A 25,298-nucleotide genomic window follows, 5' to 3' on the forward strand; every position below is an offset into this window, starting at 1 on the left:
CATTATTGGGAAGATTAATACTAAAGTAGCAAAAGAATAAGATAATAATTATATTGATATAATCTAAAAAGTTACGCGAGCGGTAGGCGCACCTTAATTGTGGTTCCCTTATCGATTTCACTAGTTACTTCAAACTGGCCGCCGTGTTCTTCAATAATAGTGAGTGAAATAGACATGCCAAGACCAGTACCATCGCCAGGCGGTTTAGTGGTGAAAAATGGCGTAAACATTTTGCCAATGACTTCCTCTGACATACCTTTGCCCTCATCTTGCAAAGTAATGACCGCATCCCCTTCTACTGATTCAACATCAAACTTAATGCATTTGCCTTCATCCGTGGCGTAAATGGCGTTAGTGAGCAGATTGACAAGTACTTGCTGTATTTGCCCCGCATTGCCAATGACTTCTACAGCGGTCTCAGGGGGCGTGAATATGACTTTATTTTTGTACTTATGCAGATTGTTAGTAATTCGCAAGGCTGAGTTTATCGCTTCGGCAACATTGATGGCGACACGCTTTCCACCGCTGGGATAGGAAAAGCCTCTTAGCGCTTTAACGATATCGATAATTCTTTCGATACCCTCTGAAGACTCTTCAAACATTTCAGAGATAGCCTCGGCACTCTCTTTTAATGAGTAAGTGTTTTCAAGCGCCAAATAACGGGCTTCTATTTCTCCACCTGCGTCTTTACAAAGTACCTTTATTTCCGATAAAGCACTTTGATAATCCTTAAAAATATCGCCAGCCACTGACGTGTTACTGCGTACGTAACCTATAGGATTGTTAATCTCATGAGCTATACCTGCCGCCAACTGACCCAGCATGGCCATTTTATCTGCAGTTATTAGCTTTTCTTGCAAATAGCGTTGGTCTTTTTCCATCGATGAGAGGGCGGCTTTATGATGCTTGATTTCGTGTTTGGAACTTCTGTAGCCTATTCCAAACTGTAAGTAGTGCTTATTTGCATCAAGCACATACAACATCTCTTCATCTAATTCGCTGTTTTTGGTCAGCAATGCAAGCCAAGCCTGCTCGCCGTTGCCCAAATTCTGCATGAAGTGTAATACGTAAGCTTCTTCATGAGTGTCTGGCCTTTCAACGATATTTACACACCATTGGCTATAATTATCTGTTACAGAGAGTGGCAGCTCATTTAAAATAACCTTGGCAAAATCATTGCCATCAACCCAACCGTTCTCTATTTGCCAAACCTTGTTGTCACCTCCCTGAATCACCTTTCCCGCTTTCGTAATGAAGGCCAGACCACAATAGGCATCACTGAATTCAACTGCTGATTCAATGGCTGAAAAGATAAAACTAGCACCGCTATCGGAAGATTTAAGGTGGGAAGCGGAGCGATTTAGAAAAATTAATTCCCGCTCTCTTTTTTTCGATTCATGTAATGCTTTACGCAGGGCTTGGGTTGCCGAATAGGCATCGCTTGAGTAGCTTTCTAAAAACCACTCAGCGTTTTCCCTCGCTACTTTTTGGCGCTTAAGTTGTCGCTCAAGTGTTTTCACTTGAGCTTTTAAGTCAGCAACTTCCTTAGGGCTAGGGGGTATTGAAGCATCGCTCAATATAAAAGCCTTTTAGTCTATACCGCTTTAAACACATTCAAGGTATATGAGTTAACTGGTTAGCTGGCTATCTTATCTAGTAACAACATTACTTTCTCGCTAGAGCGTTCCATTTCAACTACTTTTGATTCTAGTGTTGAAGTATCACCTTCTGCTTTTGCGTTGATAGCAGCCACACCCGCACGATGTACTGCCGCATGAGGTGTTTCTAATTCTCTAAATGACGACGACTTACCAATAGCAGCACCTTGATTTTCGCTGTACCATTTTCCTAAACGGCAACTGGCGTGATCAGCAAAATCACTTGGTTTTTTATCGCTGAAACCAAATAAAACCGCATATACATCAGACTTCCACACTACGTGATCGAGCTTAACCGTCTGTATAAAGGTACTTAAGGAGCCCTCGTTGATAGTCGTTTTCATACTATCGCAATGAGAAACCATGGTTTCATAGCTGCTATTAAGGGTGCTAATTCCCTCTTCTAGCTCTTCGTTATTACCTCTTAATTCGTTGACACCCGAAACCGCTTTTGCCGTAGATTGAATAATATCGTTTACCAGTTCAGACACTTCTGTGGCTGATTTGTTTGTTTCAGTTGCCAGTGCGCGCACCTCATCGGCAACTACACTGAAACCGCGACCAGCATCACCTGCTCGCGCCGCTTCAATAGCGGCATTCAATGCCAGTAGGTTGGTTTGATCCGATATACTGGTAATGGTAGAAACAAACTTATTAATGTTATCGGCTGTGCTTGATAAGCCAGAAATGCGCTCGCTCATACTCACCATTTGAGTATTCAAACCGCTCATGTCTTTAACAATTTTAGTAAGTACGTGGGAAGATTGCTCAAACAATTCATTAATATCTGATATTGATTGGTTTTCGGCGTTTATTTTTTGATAAGACCCTAAAACGGTTTCTCGTATACCTTCCACTTGGTTCAAAGAGGTAACTAAACAACGTGTTACCACATCGTCATCAATTTGCCTTGAGGCATCGCTTAACTCGGTAACTTGCCGATGAAGTTCTGCATTTTCAGACTCTAAGTCTGATATTTTATCAAGGGCAACTTGATAGCGGCTTTCAAGTTGAGAGGCCTGAGACTCTTTTTCTAAGTATTTGCTTCGAGAAACGAACATAGGGTGACCAAATTTTATTTGTGTGAAAATTTAGCATAACAGAAAAAAGCGTAACTTCACCATTCGTCGTTGGTTGAATTTACTCAAATTTTCTGGTGGTCCCTCGAATAATCAATTTAGGCGATAAAATATGTTCCATTGTCATTTTCCTATCGCCATAAGCCTGATTTAAAATCCAGCGTGATGCCATAGCACCAATCTCGCGCACAGGGTAGTTCACAGTCGTTAACTTAGGGGTAAGGTAACTAGCAAAATCGACGTTATCGAACCCAATGACAGAGATATCTTCCGGTACGCGTTTACCATGCTTTCTTAGTGAGTTAATGGCGCCTGATGCCATTTCATCATTTGCACAGGCGATTGCACTAAAACTTACGTTGCGACTAAACAGTTCATCCACACACTTCTCACCAGAGAAAGCTTGGAAATTCCCTTCTGCTACAGAGTCTTCATCGAAATGAAAGCTGGCCTCTTTTAATGCTTTTTTATGCCCAAGTAAACGGTTGATACCATCCGCTTTAAACAAGGCACCGGCGGCGTAAGCAATTTGAGTATGGCCCAAATCGATAAGGTGCTTAGTGGCTAGATATGCGCCGAGCACATTGTCTAGGCTGATACATTTTTCACCAATAGCTTCTATATAGCGGTTAACCACAACAATAGGAACATCTTGGCTGGCAAGGTCTACAAGGTACTCATCGCTGACCGCCTCAACATGCAGAATAAGCGCATCGCAACGGCGACTCAGCAAGGCTTCAATTTCTTTTTTCTCTAAAGCTTCATCACTGTGTCCGGTCACCACAAACATATGCTTATTGGCTTGTCTAAGCACTTTTTCAGAGCCCGCCATCATGGCACCAAAGAATGAGCCATGTAGTTCAGGTACCACATACCCCACGGTATGGGTTTTATTTGAGGCAAGGGAAGCCGCTATGACATTGTGTCGATAGCCAAGCTTCTCCATCGCATCAAGCACTTGCTGGCGCGTTTTCTCTTTAACGGTATCTGTGTTGTTTATAACTCGAGATACTGTTGCTGACGACACGCCAGCTAGTTCACTTACTTGCTTAATCGTTACCATAGAGCATTAACAGTGCATACGTGCGCTGTGTATATCCTTGCTTTGCGTAGTTATTATTACGACCCGCGATGCGCGTCTTCTGTGGTCAACCCAAGTCGCTGCTGAATTGCCAACATTTTTTGGTTATCTAATGTATACCAGCGCATAATAATCGCAACACCTATCGAAGCGATTGCTGGCCCGATACAAAATAACGCCACTATGCCTTTTGCCACATCCGGTGAAAAGGCGTCTGGTTGATAGTTAACTGATGCGAGTAACCACCCCGCAAGTGCGCCGCCCAAGGCCAGTCCAACTTTAATGAAAAAGACCACAGTTGAATACGTTAACCCAGTCATACGAAGCCCCGTTTTATCTTCGCCATAGTCCACCACATCAGCAATTTTTGCCCACAGTAGCGGCGTAGCCATTTGCAAGATAAGGCCCCAAAGGAAATGCAGTGAAATGGCCGTAAACCACTCTTGATAAGGCACAAAATAATTCACGATACACACTACTGCGCTGGCTAACTGAAGCCAGGTGTAAACTTTGATTTTACAAAATCGTTTAGCTACTGGGTTCGCCAACGCACAGCCTATAATGCTTCCCACCATACCGGCGGTAACAAATAATGTGGCCGACTCTGGCCGCTGCAACACGTACTTCACATAGTAGAGCGCTAGCGTGTTTCGCATTACCATGCCGGTGAGTAACACGATAGCTACCATACAAAGCACTCGGCACTGATCATTTTGCCAAATAGCCGCTAACTGGGTTTTGTAAGGCGCAGGCGTTTCATTGGCAGGTTTCACCCGCTCTTTAGTACCGGCAAAGCAAAGCAGAAAAAGTACCATCCCCACTATGCTCATCACTATCATGGCGCGCTGATACCCAAGTGCTTCGTTGCCATTACCTAAGTAATCAACCAATGGCAGCATAAATGATGTCACCAGCAGGCCTCCGCCCATGGCAAATACAAATCGATAAGACTGAATAGATACGCGTTCTGAAGCATCGGCACTTAGCACGCCGCCTAATGCAGAATAAGGAATATTAATGGCGGTATACATTATCATTAGCAGTGCGTAGGTGATAAATGCATAGTAAAGCTTACCTTCTTCGGTAAGCCATTCAGGAGAGGTAAACGCAAGCACGCTGCAAAGCGCAAAAGGCAAAGCCAACCATAATAAATAGGGGCGGTATGCGCCCCACCGCGTTCTTGTTCTGTCGGCCAAAGAACCCATTAAAGGGTCGGTAACGGCATCAAATACTCGTACGAGTAAAAACATACTCCCTACCGCTGCAGCCGGTATGCCAACAACGTCGGTATAATAAAATGTCAAAAACAGCATGACGGTTTGAAAAATGAAATTACTTGCCGTATCGCCTAACCCGTAGGCAATCTTTTCCTTTGCACTTACCATTGGCTTCACCGTTATCTTTATTATTTTATACTTTTAATCAATTGCGCATCTATCAGGCTGCGTTTAACGCTTTTCGTCTTTCTTCTAGCAATTGTTGTAGTCTTAGTGCACTGGCTTTTAACGTTCGTTTTTGCGTATCGTAATCAACGTAAATAATACCAAAGCGTTTCTCGTAACCCAGCGCCCATTCAAAATTATCTAACAAGCTCCAAACAAAATAGCCTGTTATATTGACCCCTGCTTCAATTGCATCAGCTACCGCCTGCAAGTGAGTGGTTAGATATCGAATACGCTGCTCATCGTTCACGACACCATCCATCGATAACGTATCATCACTGGCCAAGCCATTTTCAGTGATAATAAGCGGTGGTAGTTGGTAGTCATTATGCAACTGTAGCAGTAAATCAGTTAACCCTTGCGGGTAAACTTCCCAGCCCATTGCGGTAGTTTCACTTTCCTCTGGGGCTGGCAATTGACAAGGATCTTCAGAGCCATCATCGGTGACTTTAGCGCGAGTGTAATAATTCACACCTAAGTAATCTATTTTCTCAGAAATGATATCCATATCGCCATCGAGAATATCTGGCCGGTGAGCTGCCGGAATGTCATCGATAAGAGCAGGGTAACAACCATGCATTAACGGTTTAATGTACCAGTCGTTATGATGATCATGTGCTAATTTTGTGGCGCGAATATCTTTTTCATCACTAGAATTTGCGTAGAACGGCGTAAAGTTAAGTACTACGCCAGCCTCGATATTGGGTGCATTTTTGCGTAGAACGCGCATGCCTAAACCGTGGGCCAACAACAAGTGATGTATCGCTTTTTTTCCAAATTCTTTGCCCACTTTCCCTGGAGCATGAACCCCTACTTCGTAACCTAAATAGGCACTACAAAAGGGTTCGTTTAATGTGGCGTATGAGTAAACCTTATCACCAAAAGCTTTACTCACCACATCCACATATTCAGCAAACGCATAGGCCGTTTTTCTATTTAGCCAGCCTCCGTCATCTTCTAAATACTGAGGCAAATCCCAGTGATACAGAGTGACATATGGCTTAATGTTGTTTTGCTTTAACTTTGCTAGCAAAGCAAGGTAGAAATCAAGCCCTTGCTGATTGACCGAACCATCTTTTCTAATAATTCGTGGCCAGCTGATAGAGAACCGATAAGCGTCTACATTTAACGAATCAATAATGCTTAAGTCTTCTTCCAAACGGTTCACATGATCACATGCCACGAGGCCGTGACTGCCATCGGCAATCTTTCCAGGTGTATTGCAAAAGGTATCCCAAATGCTTGGCTCTCTGTTGTCTGCATCGCCCTCAATTTGAAATGACGATGTCGCCACACCCATGGTGAAATCTGATTGCATAAAGGGAGAGCCTGGTTGGGCTAAAATTTCCATGTGTACAAAACCTTATTCGAATGAATGTATCAGCGCCTGTCTAAAGCAGTCGTTAAAAAAATAAATACGACGGTCACTAACGATGTTGAGATTGTGTGAAGCCAAGTTGTATTAGCACTATATGTAAGGTGCTCTATTGGCAGCTTGTGTATAGTGCCACCCTACGAAACGAAGTGTAGCATTATATGTAAGCGCTTTCATATAGCGACAAGTAGTAACAGGGAAGAATTTTACATTTCATTCACAGATGATAACCCAGCGAAGCACTTCGCTGGGTTATCATTAATGGCAGGCTGTCTAGCACATGCGGCGATAAAAGAACACGACGTTTCGATAGCGCGAATCTTTTAGCTCGCTTTGGGTATGTTCAATGCCGTGCGTGCATCGTTAGTCAGTTTGACAAGGGCTTTTCGAACATCGGTGGAGGTTTCACAGGTGGCTTCAAATGGAATAAACCAGGTCGCTTCTTCGCTGCCACAATGCATACCTTCTGGAAAGGCACTGTGCATAATAGGATGCTCAATATTCACCCCGATTTTATGCTGTAAAATTAACTGCATGGCATTTTGATGATCTTCATTCATGTGAGTAATCATACCGTCTGGCGACTTATGCCACTCTTGCTCTTCAACCTGCCAGTACGCTTTATCGATCCAATGAATTTTCCCGAACCCGCCGATAAATCTCACACGCTCAGCGCGGATAACGTAAAAATTAAAGTCGTGGGTTTGCTCATAACCTTTAGCCTGTGGAAACAATCTTAGATATTGTGCTTTCACATCCTCTTTTTTAGCCAGTTCTGCGTTACCCATAATAGTCACTCGACCATTGGCTTGAGAGTCATCCTCACCAGCATCGAATATGGTCAAACTAACTTTATCATTCGCTTTAATATTACGAGTGTGCAGGGCAATATCACTAATGTAGATAATGGCATCACCGGCAGGGGTAAGGTAATAGGGAACAACCGAGCCAAAAGGATACCCAGGCATTGAAGTGGAATGGGTTCCTAGCACACCACTGTGGTGAGTTCGGCTTAATTGTTTTGCTGAAAATGCAATATCTCGCATGCTCATAAGAAACTCCTTCTGTTCAAATTAATGCGTAACAAACACATCGTGCTCTTGGTTACGAATAACGTTTAATTGGGTGTGATAGCAGCGTGCTAATGTGTCTATCGTTAGCACATTTTCCGGCTTATCATCGGCTATACACCCCTGCTCAGCCAGTAAAATCATTCTGCTGCAATAGGGTGAAATTAAATTGAGATCGTGACTCACACAAACTATGCATAGCCCCTGGTTACTGAGACTGACCAATTGCTGCATCACCAACTTTTGATGGCGTAAGTCTAGTGCCGAGGTAGGCTCATCAAGCAACAACAACTTTCCCACTAAGCTGCTCTGTGGGTTTACTGGCAGTAACTGCAATATTGCTTTGCTTAAAAATACCCTTTGTCGCTCTCCCCCTGACAAGGTTTGAATATTTCGTGACAACAAGTGAGTAATGTCAAACTGCTCAGCAATCTTGCCGATAATGTGATGTCGATTTTCAGGTGACTCAACAATGTGATGACGCGCTAACTGCAATATTTCATCGACCAAAAAGCCAAAAGGAGTTGAGGCACTTTGCGCCATGACTGCGCGATAGTCTGCAAGATTTCGCAAACCTATTTCACTTAGGGGCTCACCGTTAAACAAAAGCGCGCCTTTCTCAAGTGGCGCTAAGCCGCCTATCACAGTAAGCAGGGATGATTTCCCGCAGCCGTTTTCGCCCGCAAGGGCAATAAATTCACCCGCATTAAAGACAAGGTTGAGGTTGCACAATAGCTGTCGTTTTCCCCTGATAACATCGACATTAATGAGGGTGAGTAGCGTTTCATGCGTCTGTGATTCAGTTTGGTTACAGCGAGCCATTAAATACCCCTTTTTGTTGCCATAACAGATACAAGAAAAAAGGTGCTCCTATGGCGGATGTGACAATACCTATAGGGATTTCCATTGGAGTGAATAATGTACGAGACAACGTATCGGCAACCGTCAACAACAGAGCCCCCATTAATGCACAAGCAGGAATGAGTACATTGTGATTAACGCCAAACAGTGTGCGACACATGTGCGGCACAACTAAACCCACAAACCCGATAATGCCGCACAGAGCGGTTGCTAGGGCGACAGCAAATGCCACCAACCACAGTATAATTTGCTTATAACGCGCTACATTCAGCCCCATGTAAGCCGCCTCGTTTTCACCTAAGGCTAATAAATTAAGTGCATTTCGAGACACCATTAAGCCTGTAATAGCGATAACGCCGGCCGCCGCCACCAGCGCGCATATTGTCCAGCTAGCGCCTGCTAAACTGCCCATTGTCCAATAGGTGATTTGGCGAAGTGCATCGTCGCTAGCCACATAGCTAATGGCGCCAATAATGGTGCCGGTGAACGCATTTATTGCTACCCCAGCAAGTATTAGCGTAGCCACCGATACACCTTGCGCACTATTAGCAAAACGTAACACGGTCCACACGGACAATAACGCCCCGCCAAACGCCCAAAGTGCCACCCAAACAGAGGCAAGCGCGGGTACAAGTGGTGGCACGATAGCCATGCTGACTGCTGCTGCCGCTGCCGCGCCGCCGGCAATACCGATTAAACCTGGATCCGCCAATGGGTTTCTCACCAAGCCCTGCATAGCACAACCTGACACTGCCAATAGCGCGCCAATAAATAGGGTCATAATAACCCGTGGTAGTCGCAGTTCAGTAAGCACATACCAGTGCGTGCTATTAAATGTTGTTGAAACGCCTAATGGCGTTGCCTGTCGATTAGCGCCGCTTTCTTCAATCAACGCGCCTTGAGAGAAAAACTGCCCAGTTAGCTGAGAAAGTTCGTGCCACAAAAGCTCGCCCACGTTAATCGATAAACTACCACTCACAACGCCTACGTAAACGCTTAACAGCAACATCGCACCGAGGAGTGCTAGACCATGTTGTTTACGCTTTGCCCTCGTTACAAGTAGGTTTACTATGACTGCTGATGCATTATGTTTCTGCATCTTTTTTGACAGCGTGTTATTTGTCACCCGGGGCTTTGTCGGCGACGCTTTTGCCAGCGGTGAGCTAGTGGCAGAGTCGTGGGTTGAGGTAGACGCTGTCACTCGAACCTTCCCATACCCTGAGTTTCTGTCTTTGTGCTTTTATCTACGGCCGTACTTTCTTTAATAGGTCTTTTAACAATACTCTCTTGAATAGCCTGCTCTTGAATTGCGGTATTTGGCGCTTTTATAGATAAAGCACGTAACCCATGTTCAGCAACCGTTTTTAGCGCAATAGCAAAACGGGGGGACAGTCCTAACCCAATATTGCTATCCATTGCTTTGACTAAACAATGTTGACCTGCAAATGTTGCGGCAATCGCATGGTGTGAACACAGAGAATTCAGCGCACTCTCGCCATGCAGCATATGCCCTGCAGCAAACACAATATCAGGGTTACGGGTGAGTACCGACTCAGCATCCATTAACTTGTAGCCATTGAGATCGCTTGCAATATTGGTCATACCCAAGGTATCAAACAGTGCTTGCGGCACAGTATCGGCCCCTGCCACAGTAATGCCTCTATCATTATTCGCAACCACGAAAAGTGCACTAATGGTGTTGGAATAATCTGTACTTCCGTAAGACGCTATTGCTTCAGAATATTGCACTCGCTGTGCGTCCACTTGACGATGTAAGTCAGTAACAAGCTGCTTGGCTTTTTCCACCGCCGATACTCTGTGACCGATATCAAGAATCATCTTGTTTAAGCCGTCGAGGTCTTTCGAGACATGATAAACGTGTACATCAACCCCTGCATTTGCCACCTGCTCTAACATGGGTTCGGGGCCTGTAGCACTTGCCCCCAATAGCAAAGAAGGCTGTTGAGCTAATACACCTTCGGTACTAAGTTGGCGAAAATAGCCTAGTTTTGGGACCTCAGTTGCCGCGGCGGGAAACATACTTGTGCTGTCTGTCGCCACCACCCAATCACCCCGCCCTAGCGCATAAATGATTTCCGTTACACTGCCACCTGCAGCAATAATTCGGGGCGTTTCAGGTTGCTGATGGTTGTGAGCCATAGGTGCTGAGGAGGCTGTGAGTGCTGAGAACGTAGTGGCAGCATGAACGCTGCCACTACTTAAACACCAAAATACACTCATTACGCTTAGTACATATAGCATTTTTCTCGTGCTGAATAAGCTGGGCAATTTGGTTTTCGCCATTACTTATTCCTCGGTAACGGGATCGGCGCGGAAACTGTATGCGCCTGATGTACCGTCTTCATCGTAGTAGCTAGTTATTTGGAATTTAAATACGCTGTCGCCCGCTTGAATAAGGTATACCCCAAACTGGGAATACAGTAAGTGACTTGTGCTGTCGTAGTAGTACCAGTTGTTAGCCGTAAACGCATAGTCACTAACGGTTTCAGCACTGAAACCATAAAATGCAGCGGCTTCGGTATCTATTCCGGCATAGGTGTCAGCATCGGTACGAAGTACAGTAGCATCGTCGGCAATAGACAGGGTAAATTCACCCGCTTCATCAGCGCAAGGGATAGTGATATCCCATGCATCGGTTTCAGTCACCTCTTGCTGCACATCGAAATCGATGTAAATAGGCGCAGTACAGCCTACTGCATTAACACTTAGCGACACTTCTTCAGCAAACGTAGTTTGTCCATCGAGTACACTTTGATGCATGACGCCCAATGTGATTTCACCAATACCGCGCCCTTCAGTCACAATGTCAGTCACATGGAATTTGGTGTAGTTTTCATCGGATGACACTACGTAGTAGATATCGCTAGCCGCGCTTACTACATGGGTTGTGGTGTCATAATTATAAAAGGTATCGCCAATAACGGCAGACTCAGCATCAGTAGAAAATGCCTCTGCATCTGGCACGTCGCTCGTTGTCACCGCTAAATAATCATCAAGTTCGCTATCAGCGGTCGCATTTAGAAATAAATCTGCCACAGCTGCGCCATTTTCGTCGTAGAAATCACTGTTGTTGGCAGTAAAGTAGACGCTTACCGGCGTCTCTTGTGCTGTGTTTAAAAATACCGAAGTGCGTTTAAAGCCTATATCCCAGGTGGTGTCGCTTGCGGCTTCTTCTTCAGTCAGGGTCACTTGGGTTTGTGTATCTAAATCAAAATAAACAGCAACAGGTTCAGATGTACTGCCTGTGCTATATGGCCCGTAAATTGTGGCCACTTCATTGCTGCTTTCACCTTCATCACCCGAGCTGTCATCTGCTTCCTCGTCACTGTCTTCACCGCTTTGGTCAGGCGTTTCAACGATTGGATCGCTACTATCAGAGCCACCACAGGCCACAAGCCCCAGAGACACAGCAAGTAATAATGCTAAGTATTTTTTATTCATGTGTTCTTTCCTTTTCTATATTGTGTGTTTAGCCGTTGGGATTAATTGAGTAAACGGCGCTATGATCTAATTCTGTTATTGTTTCTTATTGCTGGCTTTTTCTGTCTTTAGATATTGGTTCCTAAGTTCTCTATTTTTAAGTTTTTTGTTTTTAAGTACTGGATCTTTCCAGAGGGTTAGTATTGGTAACTCACGCCCAAATAAACTCGGCGAGCTGAAATAGGCCGAGCATCAAAAGCCCCCACCGCGAGTGAATCTGGTGAGCGATGTTCATCGGTAAGGTTTTCAACCCCCAAACGGGTTTGCCAATGGCGAGAAAAGTCGTGCTGAACCACGGCATTTAAGGTGGTGTAGCTGTCTTTCACGGTAATGGTGTAACCAGAAGTTGGAGAGACGTCGTTTTCATGCACGCCATACAGTTGAACGCTGGTATCACTTTTTTCAAATTGATAGGTCACTGAGGCTTTCACTAGATGAGTGGGTCGTTCAGGCAAACGCTCAGAATCACCATCTACGGCATGCAAGTAGCTATAATTAAGTTGCCACTGCCAGTTATCGTTTTGCGCGCTTACGCTCAAATCAGCACCATAAAGCGTGGCTTCATCAAGGTTTTCGTACATAGAAATATCAAGACCTGCTTCTTGCGACGCTTCCACATCTACCGCGGTGGTAATAAAGTCTTCTGCTTCTGTGTAGTGAAAATCGATATCGGCCTGATACCACCAGCGACTTTGTTTAGATGCTAATCGCGCATTCACCCCTACATTGGCACTTAGCGCAGTTTCCGGCACAAGGTCTTCATTGCCCAAAACCATGTAGCCTAAGTTACTGTGATCGAACACGTAGTAACGTTCTTTTAAATTAGGTACTCGATAACTAGTACCACCACCGCCACGCACTTGGAATGTGGTTTCATCAAGTTTCCAGCTTTGACTACCACTAAGCTTTGCCGCCGTATGCCAACCAAAATCAGAATCATTTTGTACTCGAAGGCCCAGCAATGCTTGGGTGTCGTTTTGCTGCCAATTGGCTTGCAAGTAGGCTTCGGTACTTTCTCGGCTAACGTCGTCAACTTCTACCGTTCCCGTTGCCACATTTTGCTGATCTAAGTTATCAGCATGGGCTACCAATCCCCCTACCCACTCAACATCGCCCAAAGATAGAATTTTCTGCGCTTCAATTTCTGCTAATTGAATATCGGTTTGGCGCAGGCCGTTGGTGTTTCCGCTTTGTTCATCGTGAGACAAATAGCGCCCATTAATATGCCAATTCTGCTGTTGAGCAAATTTTACATCGTGCTGCCACTGGGTAACGCTAGACACATAGCTGATAATGCTGACTTGCCCTGGAATAGAGGACTGAGGTTTGTCTTTCTGTTCATCCAGCCATTGGCCTTTGTAACTAAAATCAAGGTCTCTGATACCTGTTGATAAGGAAAACTGCACAAAGGATTTATCCACCGCACCACCATCCTGAGACACGGATTCTGGGTCATAATCGAAGCCGGGGTTCGTAATATGCTGTGCGGTCAATCCTAGCTGCCAGTGCTTTATCGCTTTAGCCGCACTAACCTTAGCCGTATGCCCTAGGGTATCGCCGTCGAGCCCATCATCACTGTAGTGAGAAAGTTCATAGTCGGCGGATAACTGTGCGCCTTCTGGCACATCAGTAATAATATTAATAACGCCTCCCATGGCCGAACTACCATAAAGAACCGATGCTGCGCCGCGTACAATTTCAATCTGTCGAATGTTGGCAACGCTAATTTGATCTAAATCGACCGAAGAGCCTGTAGGAGAAATAACTGGCTGTCCGTTAATTAACACCAAGACATGGTCGCCGTTAAACCCATTCAGCTGTACGTTGTAGCCGTCTTTTTGGCTGCGCCGAACTACCACACCGGGCATAACTTCTAACACTTGCCTTAGCGTTCCCTTGCTAAGCCTGGAAATTTCCGCTTTATCTACCACATCGATTTTTACCGGTGATGCACCTAAAAGCTTGGGTGTACGTGTTCCCGTAACGACTACGTGTTCAACCGGCGCCTCTACGTCAGCTAATGCAAGTGATGGCAATAGCGAGCCCGTTAACAACAAGGTAACCGTATAAAAATAAGTCATTTAATTCAGCTCTTACCTGATAATGCAAATGATAACAATTTGCATTTGATCTTATTTGTTTGAACAAAAAAAGCAAGCGCTAATGGAAAATAATCTAAACGTTACGATGTCAAACTGTTAAAAAAGTGGGAAAAGACAGCAGGTATTTGTAATATTTAACTAAAAATGTAAACGCATACAATCAAACAATGTAAGCGCTTGCATTTTCATTTTCGCACCCTATACTGACCAACAAAGTGTTAACAAATACCGAACTAATTCGTTAACGCAAAGTAACCAATAAGCCAAATGCGAACACGAAATTCCGTCTACTAATAAGTGAGTTCAGGGCGTTACCTATGAATCAAACAATAAAAACCACGGCCGGGTCGACAACCACCAGTCAACTTGCGCTAGCTACGCTAACATCGTTATTTTTCATGTGGGGTTTTATTACCGCACTTAATGACATTCTAATACCCCATTTGAAAGCCTTATTTTCGCTCTCTTATACACAAGCTATGCTGGTGCAATCGTGCTTCTTTGGCGCCTACTTTCTTATTTCTATTCCAGCCGGAAAGTTAGTGAGTGCGACTGGGTATCAAAAAGGCATTGGTGTGGGGTTAATCACTGCTGCAGTGGGCTGTGTCTTGTTTATTCCTTCTGCGCTTTTCACTCAGTATTGGATGTTCTTAGGGGCATTGTTTGTATTGGCTTCAGGTATCACTATTTTGCAAGTGGCTGCAAACCCCTTGGTAACCATTATGGGTAACCCAGATACCGCTTCTAGTCGACTCACCATGACCCAAGGGTTTAACTCGTTGGGTACTACAGTCGCGCCAATTATTGGTGGCATCGTATTATTTGGTGCCCATGAAGGAATGGAAAACGCAGCAGTAGATGCAAATGCGGTAGTCCTTCCCTATTTAACATTGGCCGCTGTATTAGTGGCCATGGCTGTAGTTATGGTTAAAGTGAAGCTTCCCTCACCCACGCATAGTGAAATGGATGTCGCTACCACGACAGATACCGGTTTATTAAAACATCGCCACCTGTCATTGGGTGCGCTAGGTTTGTTTTTATACGTAGGCGCTGAAGTTGCGATTGGCAGCTTTTTAGTCAACTACTTTGGACTAGAAAGCATTAAAGGCATGAGCGAAAGCCAAGCATCTAAGTACATAGCCTATTATTGGGGTGGCGCTATGGTAGGGCGTTTCATTGGTGCTGCGGTAATGCAAAAAGTGGCCGCGGGTAAACTACTCGCCGTTAATTCATTTGCCTCATGTACACTCATTGTTGTGTCAGTATGCAGCAGCGGCAATATCGCCATGTGGTCAATTTTAGCAGTAGGTCTTTGCAACTCTATTATGTTCCCCACCATTTTCAGTCTTGCACTTAAAGGGCTAGGCCAAAAAACCGCACAAGCCTCTGGCATGTTGTGTTTAGCCATAGTGGGCGGCGCTATTGTGCCACTACTACAAGGTGTTATTGCTGACAACGCGGGTGTACAACTTTCTTTCTTATTGCCGGTTATTTGCTATTTATATATTGCTTATTACGGGCTTCGTGGTGCTACCGTTAACTTGGCTGCTAGCCACAAATAAACAAGGGATTTGCTATGAAACTAAGTTCATATTCATTAATTGCCGCAGCATTGGTTATGGCAGGTTGTCAGCCAGCGACAGACGAGGCTAGCACGCCGAAAACTGAGCTGATTGAGCAAGCATCACAAAAATCAGTCCCCGACTTTTGGCCTGAAATTACTTTTAGTACAGAAAACAGCGAAGCGGTAGAAGAAAAAGTAAACGCTATTTTAGCCACCATGACCCTTGAGCAAAAAGTGGCGCAAACTATACAGCCTGAAATTCGCGATGTGACTCTAGAAGACATGCGTACCTACGGGTTTGGTTCGTACTTAAATGGCGGTGGTGCATTTCCCAATAATGATAAGCACGCTACACCTCAAGATTGGATTGCCATTGCGGATGCCATGTATCAAGCATCAATAGACGACTCTATTGACGGAAGCACCATTCCTACTATGTGGGGAACCGATGCAGTACATGGTCACAACAATGTCATTGGCGCTACCTTGTTTCCACATAATATTGGTTTGGGTGCGATGAACGACCCTGCCATTATCACTCAAATTGCCGAAGCGACTGCCAAAGAAGTACGTGCAACTGGCATTGATTGGATATTCGCGCCAACTGTTGCGGTAGCCCGTGATGATCGTTGGGGTAGAACTTATGAAAGCTATTCAGAAGACCCTGCCATTGTAGGCGCTTATGCCAAGGCTATTGTATCTGGCATGCAAGGCGATATTGCCAGTGGCAGCATTGACGATAACCATGTTATCTCAACGGTAAAGCACTTTATTGGTGATGGCGGAACACAAGGTGGCGACGATCAAGGTAACAACATTGCCGACGAAGAAACCTTATTTCGCATTCACGCACAAGGCTACGTTGAAGGCTTAAATGCTGGCTCACAGTCGGTAATGGCCTCATTCAACAGCTGGCATGGCAAGAAAATTCACGGCAGCAAATACCTGCTAACCGATGTACTTAAAGACAAGATGGGCTTTGACGGTTTTGTAGTCGGTGATTGGAATGGTCACGGTCAAATTGAAGGCTGTACTAACGAAAGCTGCCCACAAGCTATGAATGCAGGGCTTGATGTCTTTATGGTGCCTACCAGTGCTTGGAAACCTTTGTACGAAAACACCATTGCACAGGTTAAATCAGGCATTATTCCACAGTCTCGTTTAGACGATGCGGTACGCCGCGTATTGCGGGTTAAAGTGCGCATGGGTCTGTTTGAGCAACCCTCTCCGGCTAACCGTGCGTTGTCGGGTAATAGCGAAATTATTGGTGCACAAGCACATCGCGATATTGCTCGTGCAGCGGTTCGAAAGTCGCTAGTGATGCTTAAAAACCAAGATAACTTGCTGCCCCTAGCGCCAAATATGAACGTGGTTGTGGCTGGTGATGCTGCCCATAATATAGGTAAGCAATCAGGCGGCTGGACTATAACGTGGCAAGGCACGGGTAATCAGAACAGCGACTTCCCAGGTGCAACCTCTATTTTTGAGGGTATTGAGCAAGCGGTTAGCGAAGCCGGCGGAACCGCTACGCTATTTGAAGGAACAGCGTTTGAAGCAGGTGTGATTGAAACCGCTTCAAAAGCAAAACCTGATGTGGCGATTATCGTATTTGGTGAAAATCCTTATGCTGAAGGCAATGGCGATATTTCAAATGTTGAATATCAACGTGGCGACAAGTCAGATCTTGCGCTGTTGAAATCTTTCCAAGCCCAAGGTATTCCTGTTGTGTCTGTTTTCATTACCGGCCGTCCACTGTGGGTAAACCCAGAAATTAACGCCAGTGATGCATTTGTAGTAGCCTGGTTACCTGGCTCTGAAGGCCAAGGTGTTGCCGATGTATTATTCACCAAGCAAAACGGTGAAATTAACTATCCTATGCACGGTAAATTGTCATTCTCATGGCCAGCAACGCCGACCCAAATTGTGAATAAAGATGACGGCAATACTGCACAATTTGCTTACGGTTATGGTTTAGCATTCGGCGAGTCTGATCCTATCGAAGCGCCGCTGTCTGAGTCGACTGGCGTTGATGCAAACGCACCGTTACCTGCTCATGATATTTACGTACTTTCTACACAAAAGCCTTGGCAGCTAATGATTAAAGACGCCTCGGGTGATACTACGGTAGCAAGCAATACGGTGGAATCTGAAGGCGCAAGCGTGCGTACCACTGACCGCATGGTGCAAGAAGATAGCCTATCGCTAACGTTTACTGACCAAGCGACTGTAGGCTTCTATTCGCCCTTCCCTGAAGATATGCGTGATTACAGTGAAGATGAATCTGCGCTTGTTCTAGATGTGAAATTAGCAGAAGGCCGAGATAACCTTAGTGTTTCTATTGGTTGTAGTAGCAGTGATTGCGGTGTGTCTTTGCCGTTAAATAGCTTCGCGGCGAATTCAAACGAATGGCAAACGGTTGTTATTCCTTCACGCTGTTTCGTAGAAGCAGGCGCGTCATTTGCTGAGCTTTTCTCACCATTTGCGCTTAACGCTCACACCTCGGCGTCACTATTGGTGTCCAATGTACGTTTGGAAGCGAATGCATCTAGCGATGATGCGGCAGTGTCAGACATTGCGTGCCCATAGTGCATGATTGCAGGGCTAACGGGCTAGTGCTTATCTTGGCCTATCTTGGCTTAAGTTAGCCCTAAGCTAGCCTTAAGTTAGCACTTGCAATATAAATATTAAAAACGGGAGCCTAGGCTCCCGTTTTTTATGTTTGTCATCTAGGTGTTTTAGCTTTTAATTGCGATAAAACTAGTCAGATTCTTTCGGCATTAAATGGGCCGGAATGGGTGCACGGCGACTCTGTGTTTTAGGTCCATACCACGTAGTTAGATAATCTAAAATGACAGGTTCAGCATCACCTAAGGGCCATAACTTTTGTGTGCTTTGCATCCAGCGAATGGTATCAAGCCAACGTTCACGGCTCATTTTATTTTGCGAAATAAGCTTAGCGGAATGACAGGCCGTACAATGTGCAGCCACCATGTTATGCCCCGTGGTATCAATAAGTCCTGTCGCAGGGTTCAACTTATGTTCGTTAGCTTGGCCTAGCACAGGTGCTATGCTTAAGACGGATGTAAGCACTGATAGCATTAAACGGTTTGTCAGCCTGCTCATTGGCTACACCACCTTCACTGCAACGCGATGACACGCATTGTTTAGGTAGCCTTTAGGGTTCCAACCAGGCAGTACCATTGGCTGAGACCGGCCATTTGCATCTTCAGCTCGCGCCCAAATTTCGTAATACCCGGCTTGTTTAAAACTTATATCGGCGTTGAAATGTTGCCACGCGTGGCGATTAACGGGTTTCGACAACGCGCTTTGCTGCCAAGTTTGTCCAAAATCAATGGAAGTAAAAACCTTGGCTATCTCGGCTTCGCCGCTCCATGCATGCCCACGCACTGCCAATGCTTTACCTTTGCTGTGCTCGGCACCTGACTTAGGATGGGTAATTAAGGATTTCACCGGCATAGCTTCAATAATGCACATTTCGTCTTCTGGGACGCTCGTCCCCGGGGCAACGGGCTTGCAGGGAATGCGATATGCATTACCGCCCATTTTCGCGCCATCGTGTACACGATCGCGAATAACAATTTTCGACAACCACTTTCCCGACGTAGAAGCAGGCCAGCCGCCAAACATTAACCGCATAGGGAAGCCGTTCATTAGCGGTAACGGTTCGCCATTCATTTCAAAAGCAATTAACGATTCATCTTCTAGCGCTTTGCTAATAGGTACGCCACGAGAGATCGCTGCTTTGCCCGGCGTTCGACTCAAATGTAAGTCTTCACCGTAATAACCGATGTAGACAGCATCATCTTTGATACCTACTGCGTTAAGTACGTCTTTTAAACGTACTCCCGTCCATGACGGGCAGCCTACCGCGCCGGTAGTCCATTGATTTCCGCTGGCCGCAGGCGAAAATTCAGCTCTACCATTACCACCGCACTCAAGCGTTAATTGATAGGTGTAGTGTTTAAAATTGGCTTTAAGCTCACTTAATGTGAAAGTGCGTGATGTTGCTGCCGACTCCCCTTCAATAGTGAGTGTCCACGCATTTTCATCAAAATCTTTAGGCGTTATTTCAGGTACAATCCCGTTGTTTCGCACAAATAATTTCGACGCTGGCGTAATCTTATCGTCAAGTAAATGCGCGGGTGTTTCGGCGTTAATCGGTCTGTCGTTTAGCACCACTAACCCATCTTTGCCTTCAATGCTAAAAGGCGTTTCTGTTTGTGCTAATGCAGCGGGAATAAGCCCTGCTGGCATAAACCGGCCATAAACAATTTCTGCGCCTAGTAACAATGAGAGGGTTTTAAATCCTGATAGAAAACCACGGCGTGTAAGGCCATCGGTTTTACGCCCAAATACCTGTTCGTCGGCGGCGATAGGATTTTCGGCGTAAAGGGCATGTATACCGGTTTTGTTTACTGAAGGCTGTTGGTCTGATGATTCAGAATGCGTGCTCACACCCTGCTTAGATTTGTTTGAGATAGGCACGCATTGCCTCCTTTACGAGTGCATTTTTGACGAAAAACTAACTTAAAAAAGCTAACTCAAGAACTAGCTCAAAAACAGGTACCCTAAAATGAGTAAAGCTATCCACAGGGTTTCCGTCACGATAAGTACTATAGGTAACATGCCCACTTCAGCCAGCTTACCTAAGTTTGATTTCATACCAATGGCAGTGATTGATACCACAAGGAAAAATCGTGATATCTGTGAACCTGAATCGATAACCACTTCAGGTAGGGTAACAAAACTATTTAATAGCATAAGTGCCACAAATCCCACTAAGAACACGGGTAGCTTAGGCATCTCGCCATCTAAATCCTGCACGCTACTGTGCGCACGTTTTACTATCACCATCATGATCATAACAACGGGTAACAACATGGCAACGCGGACTAATTTAGTTAACGTAGCCATATCGCCCGCGTCTTCAGACACCGAATAACCGGCGCCTACTACTTGCGCCACATCGTGAATCGTGCCACCTAGAAAAATACCCGCTTCGATATCGTTCATACCCAATTGCCCAGCGATAATAGGGTAAACAATCATGGCAATAGTAGACATGGCCGTTACGCCAATCACCGTAAGCAAGGTATCTCGCTCGTGGTTTTTCCCAGCAGGCAGAATAGTAGAAATCGCTAATGCCGCAGACGCACCGCAAATAGCTACCGAGCCACCGGTGAGTGCACCGAAGCGCTTTTGCATACCTACACTTTTTGCCATTACCACACCCAACACTATGGTTGAGAAAATCGCAAAGGCTAGCATGGCTGCGGTTTGCCAGCCAAGAACGACTAAGTCGCCCAAAGCAATACGCAACCCCAGCAACACCACGCCTGCACGCAATAGCGTACTGGCAGTAAAATCAATGCCGCACTTGCACACCCCATCGGCCTGATACAAAAATGAGATTGCCATACCCAGTAGCAGCGCGAACAACATGGCGGGCGCGCCATAATGCTCACTTAAAAAAAGCGCTGCCATACCGGTTATTGTAGCAATACCAAAACCAGGCCAAATCGATTTACACTTTGCGGCAAACTCGGTCATAACAATTAACGCTCAGCGGCCACAAGTGCCACTAACACTTGGCGCTTTCTTTCACCAGAGAAGGGGCGGCGGCCATGCATAGCACGATAGTTATCAACCAAGGCAACATCCCCATCTTGCCACTCGAGGTCGAAAGTAAACTGCTGCGATAGTTCAGCAATTCGCTCTAACCCTTCTTTTGGAATAGCAGAGCCATCGCCAAAGGTGATGGCTGAAGATGGATTTTCACGCACACCTTTCCACCCCATGTAAGCCGCGATTAATTGGTTATAAAATGAATGTGAACCATCGCCTAAATCAATAACCGCGGGTAACACAGGAGTAACGGCGCGTAAGCTACCATCTTCCAACCATTCCCAGCTGTAGCCGAGCTCTTTTAATTTGGCTTCGCCTTCTGCTGTACTTTCTACACTTAACGTGCTTTTCCAGCTGCGGCCTTGACCAGAATTAGCATCATCGGCAGCAGGCATGGTGGTAGTGTACTTCAAGCCTTTTTCAGCAAAATCGCTAGCAAGCGTTGGGTTTTCAGCCTTTAATGCTTCAAACAATTTATCTGAACGGCATAAGGGTGTCGCACCACCCTCGTCGGCTGCTGACTGGCAGTAAAAGAATACTTTGCTAGGTGAAATTGGCGTTTGTGCCATTTCGTGATGTAAGAAAATTTCTACATCTTTAGGCGCTTCGTTTGCAGTAAAAACCCGTTCTGTGAAATTAATGCGAACTGCATTAGATAGCGACTCTTTGTAGGTGAAGTTTGCATAACCAAAACCGGCTGAAAAAATATCAAAGGTTTCCGCAGAGTTTAAAGGAAACCCTCTAAACAACAACGCCCCCGATATGGCGAGTTGTGCTTCTAGCTCAGCCTGATTTTGTTGAATAAACATCACCGTTTCTTCAACGGTTTTACAGCCATCGTTATTCACCACAATTTGCGGGAAGACTTGACCGTTATAGCGGTGTTGGGTTGGCACATTGGCATATTCGATTGCGTTGCTCATAGTACTCTCCTAGTCGTAAATAGGGTGGAAACGATTAAAGGCTGCTTCACAGAAGTGCCCCGGATCGTTAAAACGTCGATTCATGTTAAGCGCACAAATAGCCTGCATTTCTTCGTCGGTAAGTTCAAAATCAAACAACGCTAAGTTCTCACGCATTCTTTCAGGCTTCGACGTTTTAGGGACAATGGCATTGCCACGTTGTACGCCCCAGCGAAGTACCACTTGTGCAGGTGTTCTTCCATGAGCCGTAGCTGCTTTTTTCACGACGTCTTGCTCTAGTACCGACTCCGTTTTATCCGCCATTTCTAGCTCAAGATAAGACAGTGCACCAAGTGGCGAGAACGCAGTAACGTTCATGTCGTAGTCTTTCGCTAAACGAATCAATCGTTCTTGTGTTAGGTAAGGGTGTGACTCAATTTGCAACATGGCAGGCTTGATACGGGCATAGCCCATTAGGTCGTGAAGTAGCCCAGTATTGTAATTACACACACCAATACGGCTTACTTTCTTGCTATCTACCAAACCTTCCATGGCTTCCCATGTTTTATAAAGTGGAACAGGCGCCAACTCCATTGTTGGGTTGTCTTGCGTGGTATCGTAAAACCACTCAGGTGGATAGCGGGTTTCTATCGGCACAAATTTTTGCGCTATAGGGAAATGAATCAGATACAAATCGAGATAGTCGAGTTGTAAATCGCTCAATGTTTTTTCAAGTGCTAGCGGCACATGCTCTGGCGCGTGAAAGGTATTCCACAGTTTAGACGTGATCCAAAGCTCTTCACGGGTACAAAGGCCATTGTTAATAGCACGCTGAATACCTTCGCCCACTTCTTTCTCGTTGCCATAATCAGAAGCGCAGTCTAAGTGTCGATAGCCCGCTTTAATCGCTTCGTACGCAGTATCAGCACAGATAGCCGTATCGACTTTCCAGAAGCCAAACCCGACTTCAGGGATTTTTTCCAACGCGTTCATATCTTTAATCCTGTTTAATAGAAAAGACTTTAGTCTTGTATAAGATATAAGTTATTATAGGAGGAATGCCATGTCAACAAAGTGTTAACAAAATTAATGAGGCACTTACTTTTTGATACTCTCGACGTTATCTTTTTGCTTATTGCGAAGTGACGTTATCGAATAACGATGTGCCCAAGCCCTAGCGTTAAAGGGCTAGTATTAAAGAGTAGAGCTTTGGCGGGAACAGCGTTAACAAGAGCATAGCGATTTCACACTGCCATGCGTTAAGCGAGTATAGGGGTGGCTAGGCCTGCGGCCTGCTTTAATCAAGTTCTACTTGGTAATGATAATGATCGCTTCTACATTTGCTTTCACGATATTCAATCAGTTTGCCGTCTATAGATTCTGTCACCCGTGTTACCAGTAACAGCGGCTCGCCGGCCTTTATTTGTAGAAGCTTGGCATCGTTATCTGACGCGAGTACTGCTTTAATACCGTCTCGGGTTTTAAACACGGTTTGATTAAAATCGGTTTGATAGAAATGGTACAAAGTATGAGGAATATCTTTGCGTTCGTGCATGCCGGCAAAATATTTAGCAGGTAGGAAAATCGTTTCCAACATACAAAATTCGTTATCTAAAATGCGTCGACGTTCAAGTTTTGTCACTCGCTCTTTGCCCGATAGCTTTAACGCGGCTTGTACGCTTTTATCTGGGGATATTAATTCCATGCCAAGCAACTCGGCTTTAGGTAGGTCTGCACCCTTGCCATCAGCTTGCAGCGGGAAAAATCGAAACAGGGCATCTTGTGCAGTATGCTCGGAAACGAAAGTACCTACACCTTGACGGCGTGTTACAATTTTAGTGTCGGTAAGCAAGGTTAACGCTTTACGAACCGTGCCTTGGCTAACATTAAATTCATCAGCCAGTCGAAACTCGCTTGGCAACATTTCACCAGGCTGCCACCGACGTTCCACAATGAGCTGCTTGATATACTCGGCAACTTGCTGATAGAGCGGTTGGAACGCAAGACTGGGACCACTTAATTTGTGGTCGAACTGAGATGAAGACATGAAACCCTAACCTAATGCTTAATTTTTGTTGTTATATCATACACAAGAGTTATAGCGCATTTTTGATGTAAATCACATACAACTACAGGTGTAGATGCAAAATGTTACTTGAAACCCTAGTACCTATGTTCATTCTATTGGGCTTTGCTACTGTACTGCAAACCTTAAGCGGGTTTGGCTTTGGGTTGATGGTGGTATCTAGTTTCACCTTGTTTAATTTACTTCCCCTTACGGCGACCACTTTTTTAATTAGCGTTTTAGGGTTAGTTAATTCAACCAGTATTGTCTTGAAGAATGTTCACCTTATCCACCGCAAAGCCTTCACGCTTGTGTTGATTGGCGGCATACCTTTTATCGCAGTAGGCTATGCTCTGCTTGAATATCTGTCCGCTGGATTGTCGGTTTGGTTAAATATTCTGCTTGGGCTGGCAATATTAACCTGCTGTTTGCTACTTATTGTGAAAAGAAGCCAATCTGCCGCCTCAGGCAAAGGCTGGGGATTTTTGGTGTCTGGTGCATTGGGCGGCATATTAGGTGGGCTGTTTTCTACTTTTGGTCCACCCGTTGTATTTCAGTGTTATCGCCAAAATTGGTCTGTGCACGAAGTGCGATACACCCTGCTTGCAATCTTCAGTGTTACCGCGCTTATCCGTTTAGCCATGGTGCCGTTTGGTACACTGCCCGATCATACTACGGTTATATCTACCCTCTTTGCTATCCCCTTGATATTGGTATTTACACGCCTTGGTAGGCTGCTAGCTGCGCGGATTGAGCCTAGCGTGGTAAGATTACTGGCCATTAGTACATTAGCGCTTAGTGGGCTAACCTTGATTCTTCAAAACGTGCCCCACGTATTCAGCTAAGTACTGGTTGGGAAGCCGCTACTGATAGTAATAACGCCATTCACCGCTTCTCATATCACGCCCACTTGTAATAATTTGCACTGAAAACTGTAATTGCTCGTTGACAG

The 25,298-nt window shown here is 45.2% G+C and carries 20 protein-coding genes; 3 read left to right on the plus strand and 17 right to left on the minus strand.

Annotated features, from left to right (window positions below):
* Positions 1-71: 71 nt before the first annotated feature.
* The 11 genes from KYS23_RS12645 to KYS23_RS12695 form a co-directional block, all read right to left on the minus strand.
* The gene (locus KYS23_RS12645) at positions 72-1,577 is read right to left on the minus strand and encodes a sensor histidine kinase (protein WP_159533773.1); all 1,506 of its coding nucleotides are present in this window, start codon (positions 1,575-1,577) and stop codon (positions 72-74) included.
* 59 nt (positions 1,578-1,636) lie between these two features.
* Positions 1,637-2,719, minus strand: a complete 1,083-nt coding sequence (locus KYS23_RS12650) for a methyl-accepting chemotaxis protein (protein WP_159533775.1) — start codon at positions 2,717-2,719, stop codon at positions 1,637-1,639.
* Positions 2,720-2,798: 79 nt separating this feature from the next.
* Positions 2,799-3,800, minus strand: coding sequence for a LacI family DNA-binding transcriptional regulator (locus KYS23_RS12655; RefSeq protein ID WP_159533777.1), 1,002 nt, complete (start codon positions 3,798-3,800; stop codon positions 2,799-2,801).
* A gap of 56 nt (positions 3,801-3,856) precedes the next feature.
* Positions 3,857-5,203, minus strand: a complete 1,347-nt coding sequence (locus KYS23_RS12660) for a glycoside-pentoside-hexuronide (GPH):cation symporter (protein WP_218418921.1) — start codon at positions 5,201-5,203, stop codon at positions 3,857-3,859.
* 52 nt (positions 5,204-5,255) lie between these two features.
* Positions 5,256-6,611, minus strand: a complete 1,356-nt coding sequence (locus KYS23_RS12665) for a GH1 family beta-glucosidase (protein WP_159533781.1) — start codon at positions 6,609-6,611, stop codon at positions 5,256-5,258.
* A 347-nt stretch (positions 6,612-6,958) separates the two neighbouring features.
* Positions 6,959-7,687, minus strand: coding sequence for a HugZ family pyridoxamine 5'-phosphate oxidase (locus KYS23_RS12670; RefSeq protein WP_218418923.1), 729 nt, complete (start codon positions 7,685-7,687; stop codon positions 6,959-6,961).
* A 21-nt stretch (positions 7,688-7,708) separates the two neighbouring features.
* Positions 7,709-8,527: an ATP-binding cassette domain-containing protein gene (locus KYS23_RS12675; RefSeq protein ID WP_218418925.1), complete on the minus strand. Its 819-nt coding sequence runs from the start codon at positions 8,525-8,527 to the stop codon at positions 7,709-7,711.
* On the minus strand, positions 8,514-9,665 hold the full coding sequence (locus KYS23_RS12680; protein ID WP_159534738.1) for a FecCD family ABC transporter permease: 1,152 nt from the start codon (positions 9,663-9,665) through the stop codon (positions 8,514-8,516). The genes KYS23_RS12675 and KYS23_RS12680 overlap by 14 nt, the downstream gene beginning before the upstream one ends.
* A gap of 98 nt (positions 9,666-9,763) precedes the next feature.
* Positions 9,764-10,870 carry a heme/hemin ABC transporter substrate-binding protein gene (locus tag KYS23_RS12685; protein WP_218396807.1) on the minus strand — a complete coding sequence of 369 codons (1,107 nt, stop codon included), beginning with the start codon at positions 10,868-10,870 and terminating at the stop codon, positions 9,764-9,766.
* 3 nt (positions 10,871-10,873) lie between these two features.
* Positions 10,874-12,028 (minus strand): HmuY family protein, encoded by a 1,155-nt coding sequence (locus tag KYS23_RS12690; protein ID WP_159533789.1) that lies wholly within the window; start codon positions 12,026-12,028, stop codon positions 10,874-10,876.
* Positions 12,029-12,204: 176 nt separating this feature from the next.
* Positions 12,205-14,148 carry a TonB-dependent receptor plug domain-containing protein gene (locus KYS23_RS12695; RefSeq protein ID WP_218418936.1) on the minus strand — a complete coding sequence of 648 codons (1,944 nt, stop codon included), beginning with the start codon at positions 14,146-14,148 and terminating at the stop codon, positions 12,205-12,207.
* A gap of 338 nt (positions 14,149-14,486) precedes the next feature.
* Here KYS23_RS12695 and KYS23_RS12700 point away from each other — a divergent pair, with 338 nt between their 5' ends.
* Together KYS23_RS12700 and KYS23_RS12705 are read left to right on the plus strand one after the other, a co-directional pair.
* Entirely contained in the window at positions 14,487-15,731 is a 1,245-nt protein-coding gene (locus KYS23_RS12700; protein ID WP_159533793.1) for a sugar MFS transporter, read from the plus strand.
* Positions 15,732-15,745: 14 nt separating this feature from the next.
* Positions 15,746-18,319, plus strand: coding sequence for a glycoside hydrolase family 3 protein (locus tag KYS23_RS12705; RefSeq protein ID WP_218418938.1), 2,574 nt, complete (start codon positions 15,746-15,748; stop codon positions 18,317-18,319).
* 171 nt (positions 18,320-18,490) lie between these two features.
* On the opposite strand, the gene KYS23_RS12710 is transcribed toward KYS23_RS12705, so the two are convergent.
* The 6 genes from KYS23_RS12710 to KYS23_RS12735 form a co-directional block, all read right to left on the minus strand.
* Positions 18,491-18,856 carry a hypothetical protein gene (locus tag KYS23_RS12710; RefSeq protein ID WP_218418940.1) on the minus strand — a complete coding sequence of 122 codons (366 nt, stop codon included), beginning with the start codon at positions 18,854-18,856 and terminating at the stop codon, positions 18,491-18,493.
* Positions 18,857-18,859: 3 nt separating this feature from the next.
* Complete coding sequence (locus KYS23_RS12715) at positions 18,860-20,239, minus strand: sulfite oxidase (protein WP_218418941.1); 1,380 nt, start codon at positions 20,237-20,239, stop codon at positions 18,860-18,862.
* 63 nt (positions 20,240-20,302) lie between these two features.
* Complete coding sequence (locus KYS23_RS12720; RefSeq protein WP_218418942.1) at positions 20,303-21,304, minus strand: YeiH family protein; 1,002 nt, start codon at positions 21,302-21,304, stop codon at positions 20,303-20,305.
* A gap of 5 nt (positions 21,305-21,309) precedes the next feature.
* Positions 21,310-22,302, minus strand: coding sequence for a TauD/TfdA family dioxygenase (locus KYS23_RS12725; protein ID WP_218418951.1), 993 nt, complete (start codon positions 22,300-22,302; stop codon positions 21,310-21,312).
* Positions 22,303-22,311: 9 nt separating this feature from the next.
* Positions 22,312-23,274: an aldo/keto reductase gene (locus tag KYS23_RS12730; RefSeq protein ID WP_218418953.1), complete on the minus strand. Its 963-nt coding sequence runs from the start codon at positions 23,272-23,274 to the stop codon at positions 22,312-22,314.
* Positions 23,275-23,578: 304 nt separating this feature from the next.
* Positions 23,579-24,328 carry a GntR family transcriptional regulator gene (locus KYS23_RS12735; protein WP_159533806.1) on the minus strand — a complete coding sequence of 250 codons (750 nt, stop codon included), beginning with the start codon at positions 24,326-24,328 and terminating at the stop codon, positions 23,579-23,581.
* A gap of 101 nt (positions 24,329-24,429) precedes the next feature.
* Between KYS23_RS12735 and KYS23_RS12740 the strand changes: the two genes are divergently transcribed.
* Entirely contained in the window at positions 24,430-25,191 is a 762-nt protein-coding gene (locus tag KYS23_RS12740) for a sulfite exporter TauE/SafE family protein (RefSeq protein ID WP_159533808.1), read from the plus strand.
* The last annotated feature ends 107 nt before the right edge of the window (positions 25,192-25,298 follow it).

It is taken from the genome of Alteromonas lipotrueae, assembly GCF_019249255.1.
In the GTDB taxonomy this organism is placed as follows: domain Bacteria; phylum Pseudomonadota; class Gammaproteobacteria; order Enterobacterales; family Alteromonadaceae; genus Alteromonas; species Alteromonas lipotrueae.

Bases quoted from the DNA above. Each gene is read 5' to 3' on its own strand.
- KYS23_RS12685 (WP_218396807.1), bottom strand. From the start codon at position 10,870: ATGGCGAAAACCAAATTGCCCAGCTTATTCAGCACGAGAAAAATGCTA.
- KYS23_RS12655 (WP_159533777.1), bottom strand. From the start codon at position 3,800: ATGGTAACGATTAAGCAAGTAAGTGAACTAGCTGGCGTGTCGTCAGCA.
- KYS23_RS12725 (WP_218418951.1), bottom strand. From the start codon at position 22,302: ATGAGCAACGCAATCGAATATGCCAATGTGCCAACCCAACACCGCTAT.
- KYS23_RS12695 (WP_218418936.1), bottom strand. From the start codon at position 14,148: ATGACTTATTTTTATACGGTTACCTTGTTGTTAACGGGCTCGCTATTG.
- KYS23_RS12650 (WP_159533775.1), bottom strand. From the start codon at position 2,719: ATGTTCGTTTCTCGAAGCAAATACTTAGAAAAAGAGTCTCAGGCCTCT.
- KYS23_RS12720 (WP_218418942.1), bottom strand. From the start codon at position 21,304: ATGACCGAGTTTGCCGCAAAGTGTAAATCGATTTGGCCTGGTTTTGGT.
- KYS23_RS12680 (WP_159534738.1), bottom strand. From the start codon at position 9,665: ATGCAGAAACATAATGCATCAGCAGTCATAGTAAACCTACTTGTAACG.
- KYS23_RS12660 (WP_218418921.1), bottom strand. From the start codon at position 5,203: ATGGTAAGTGCAAAGGAAAAGATTGCCTACGGGTTAGGCGATACGGCA.
- KYS23_RS12730 (WP_218418953.1), bottom strand. From the start codon at position 23,274: ATGAACGCGTTGGAAAAAATCCCTGAAGTCGGGTTTGGCTTCTGGAAA.
- KYS23_RS12705 (WP_218418938.1), top strand. From the start codon at position 15,746: ATGAAACTAAGTTCATATTCATTAATTGCCGCAGCATTGGTTATGGCA.
- KYS23_RS12710 (WP_218418940.1), bottom strand. From the start codon at position 18,856: ATGAGCAGGCTGACAAACCGTTTAATGCTATCAGTGCTTACATCCGTC.
- KYS23_RS12740 (WP_159533808.1), top strand. From the start codon at position 24,430: ATGTTACTTGAAACCCTAGTACCTATGTTCATTCTATTGGGCTTTGCT.
- KYS23_RS12665 (WP_159533781.1), bottom strand. From the start codon at position 6,611: ATGGAAATTTTAGCCCAACCAGGCTCTCCCTTTATGCAATCAGATTTC.
- KYS23_RS12735 (WP_159533806.1), bottom strand. From the start codon at position 24,328: ATGTCTTCATCTCAGTTCGACCACAAATTAAGTGGTCCCAGTCTTGCG.
- KYS23_RS12675 (WP_218418925.1), bottom strand. From the start codon at position 8,527: ATGGCTCGCTGTAACCAAACTGAATCACAGACGCATGAAACGCTACTC.
- KYS23_RS12670 (WP_218418923.1), bottom strand. From the start codon at position 7,687: ATGAGCATGCGAGATATTGCATTTTCAGCAAAACAATTAAGCCGAACT.
- KYS23_RS12700 (WP_159533793.1), top strand. From the start codon at position 14,487: ATGAATCAAACAATAAAAACCACGGCCGGGTCGACAACCACCAGTCAA.
- KYS23_RS12690 (WP_159533789.1), bottom strand. From the start codon at position 12,028: ATGAATAAAAAATACTTAGCATTATTACTTGCTGTGTCTCTGGGGCTT.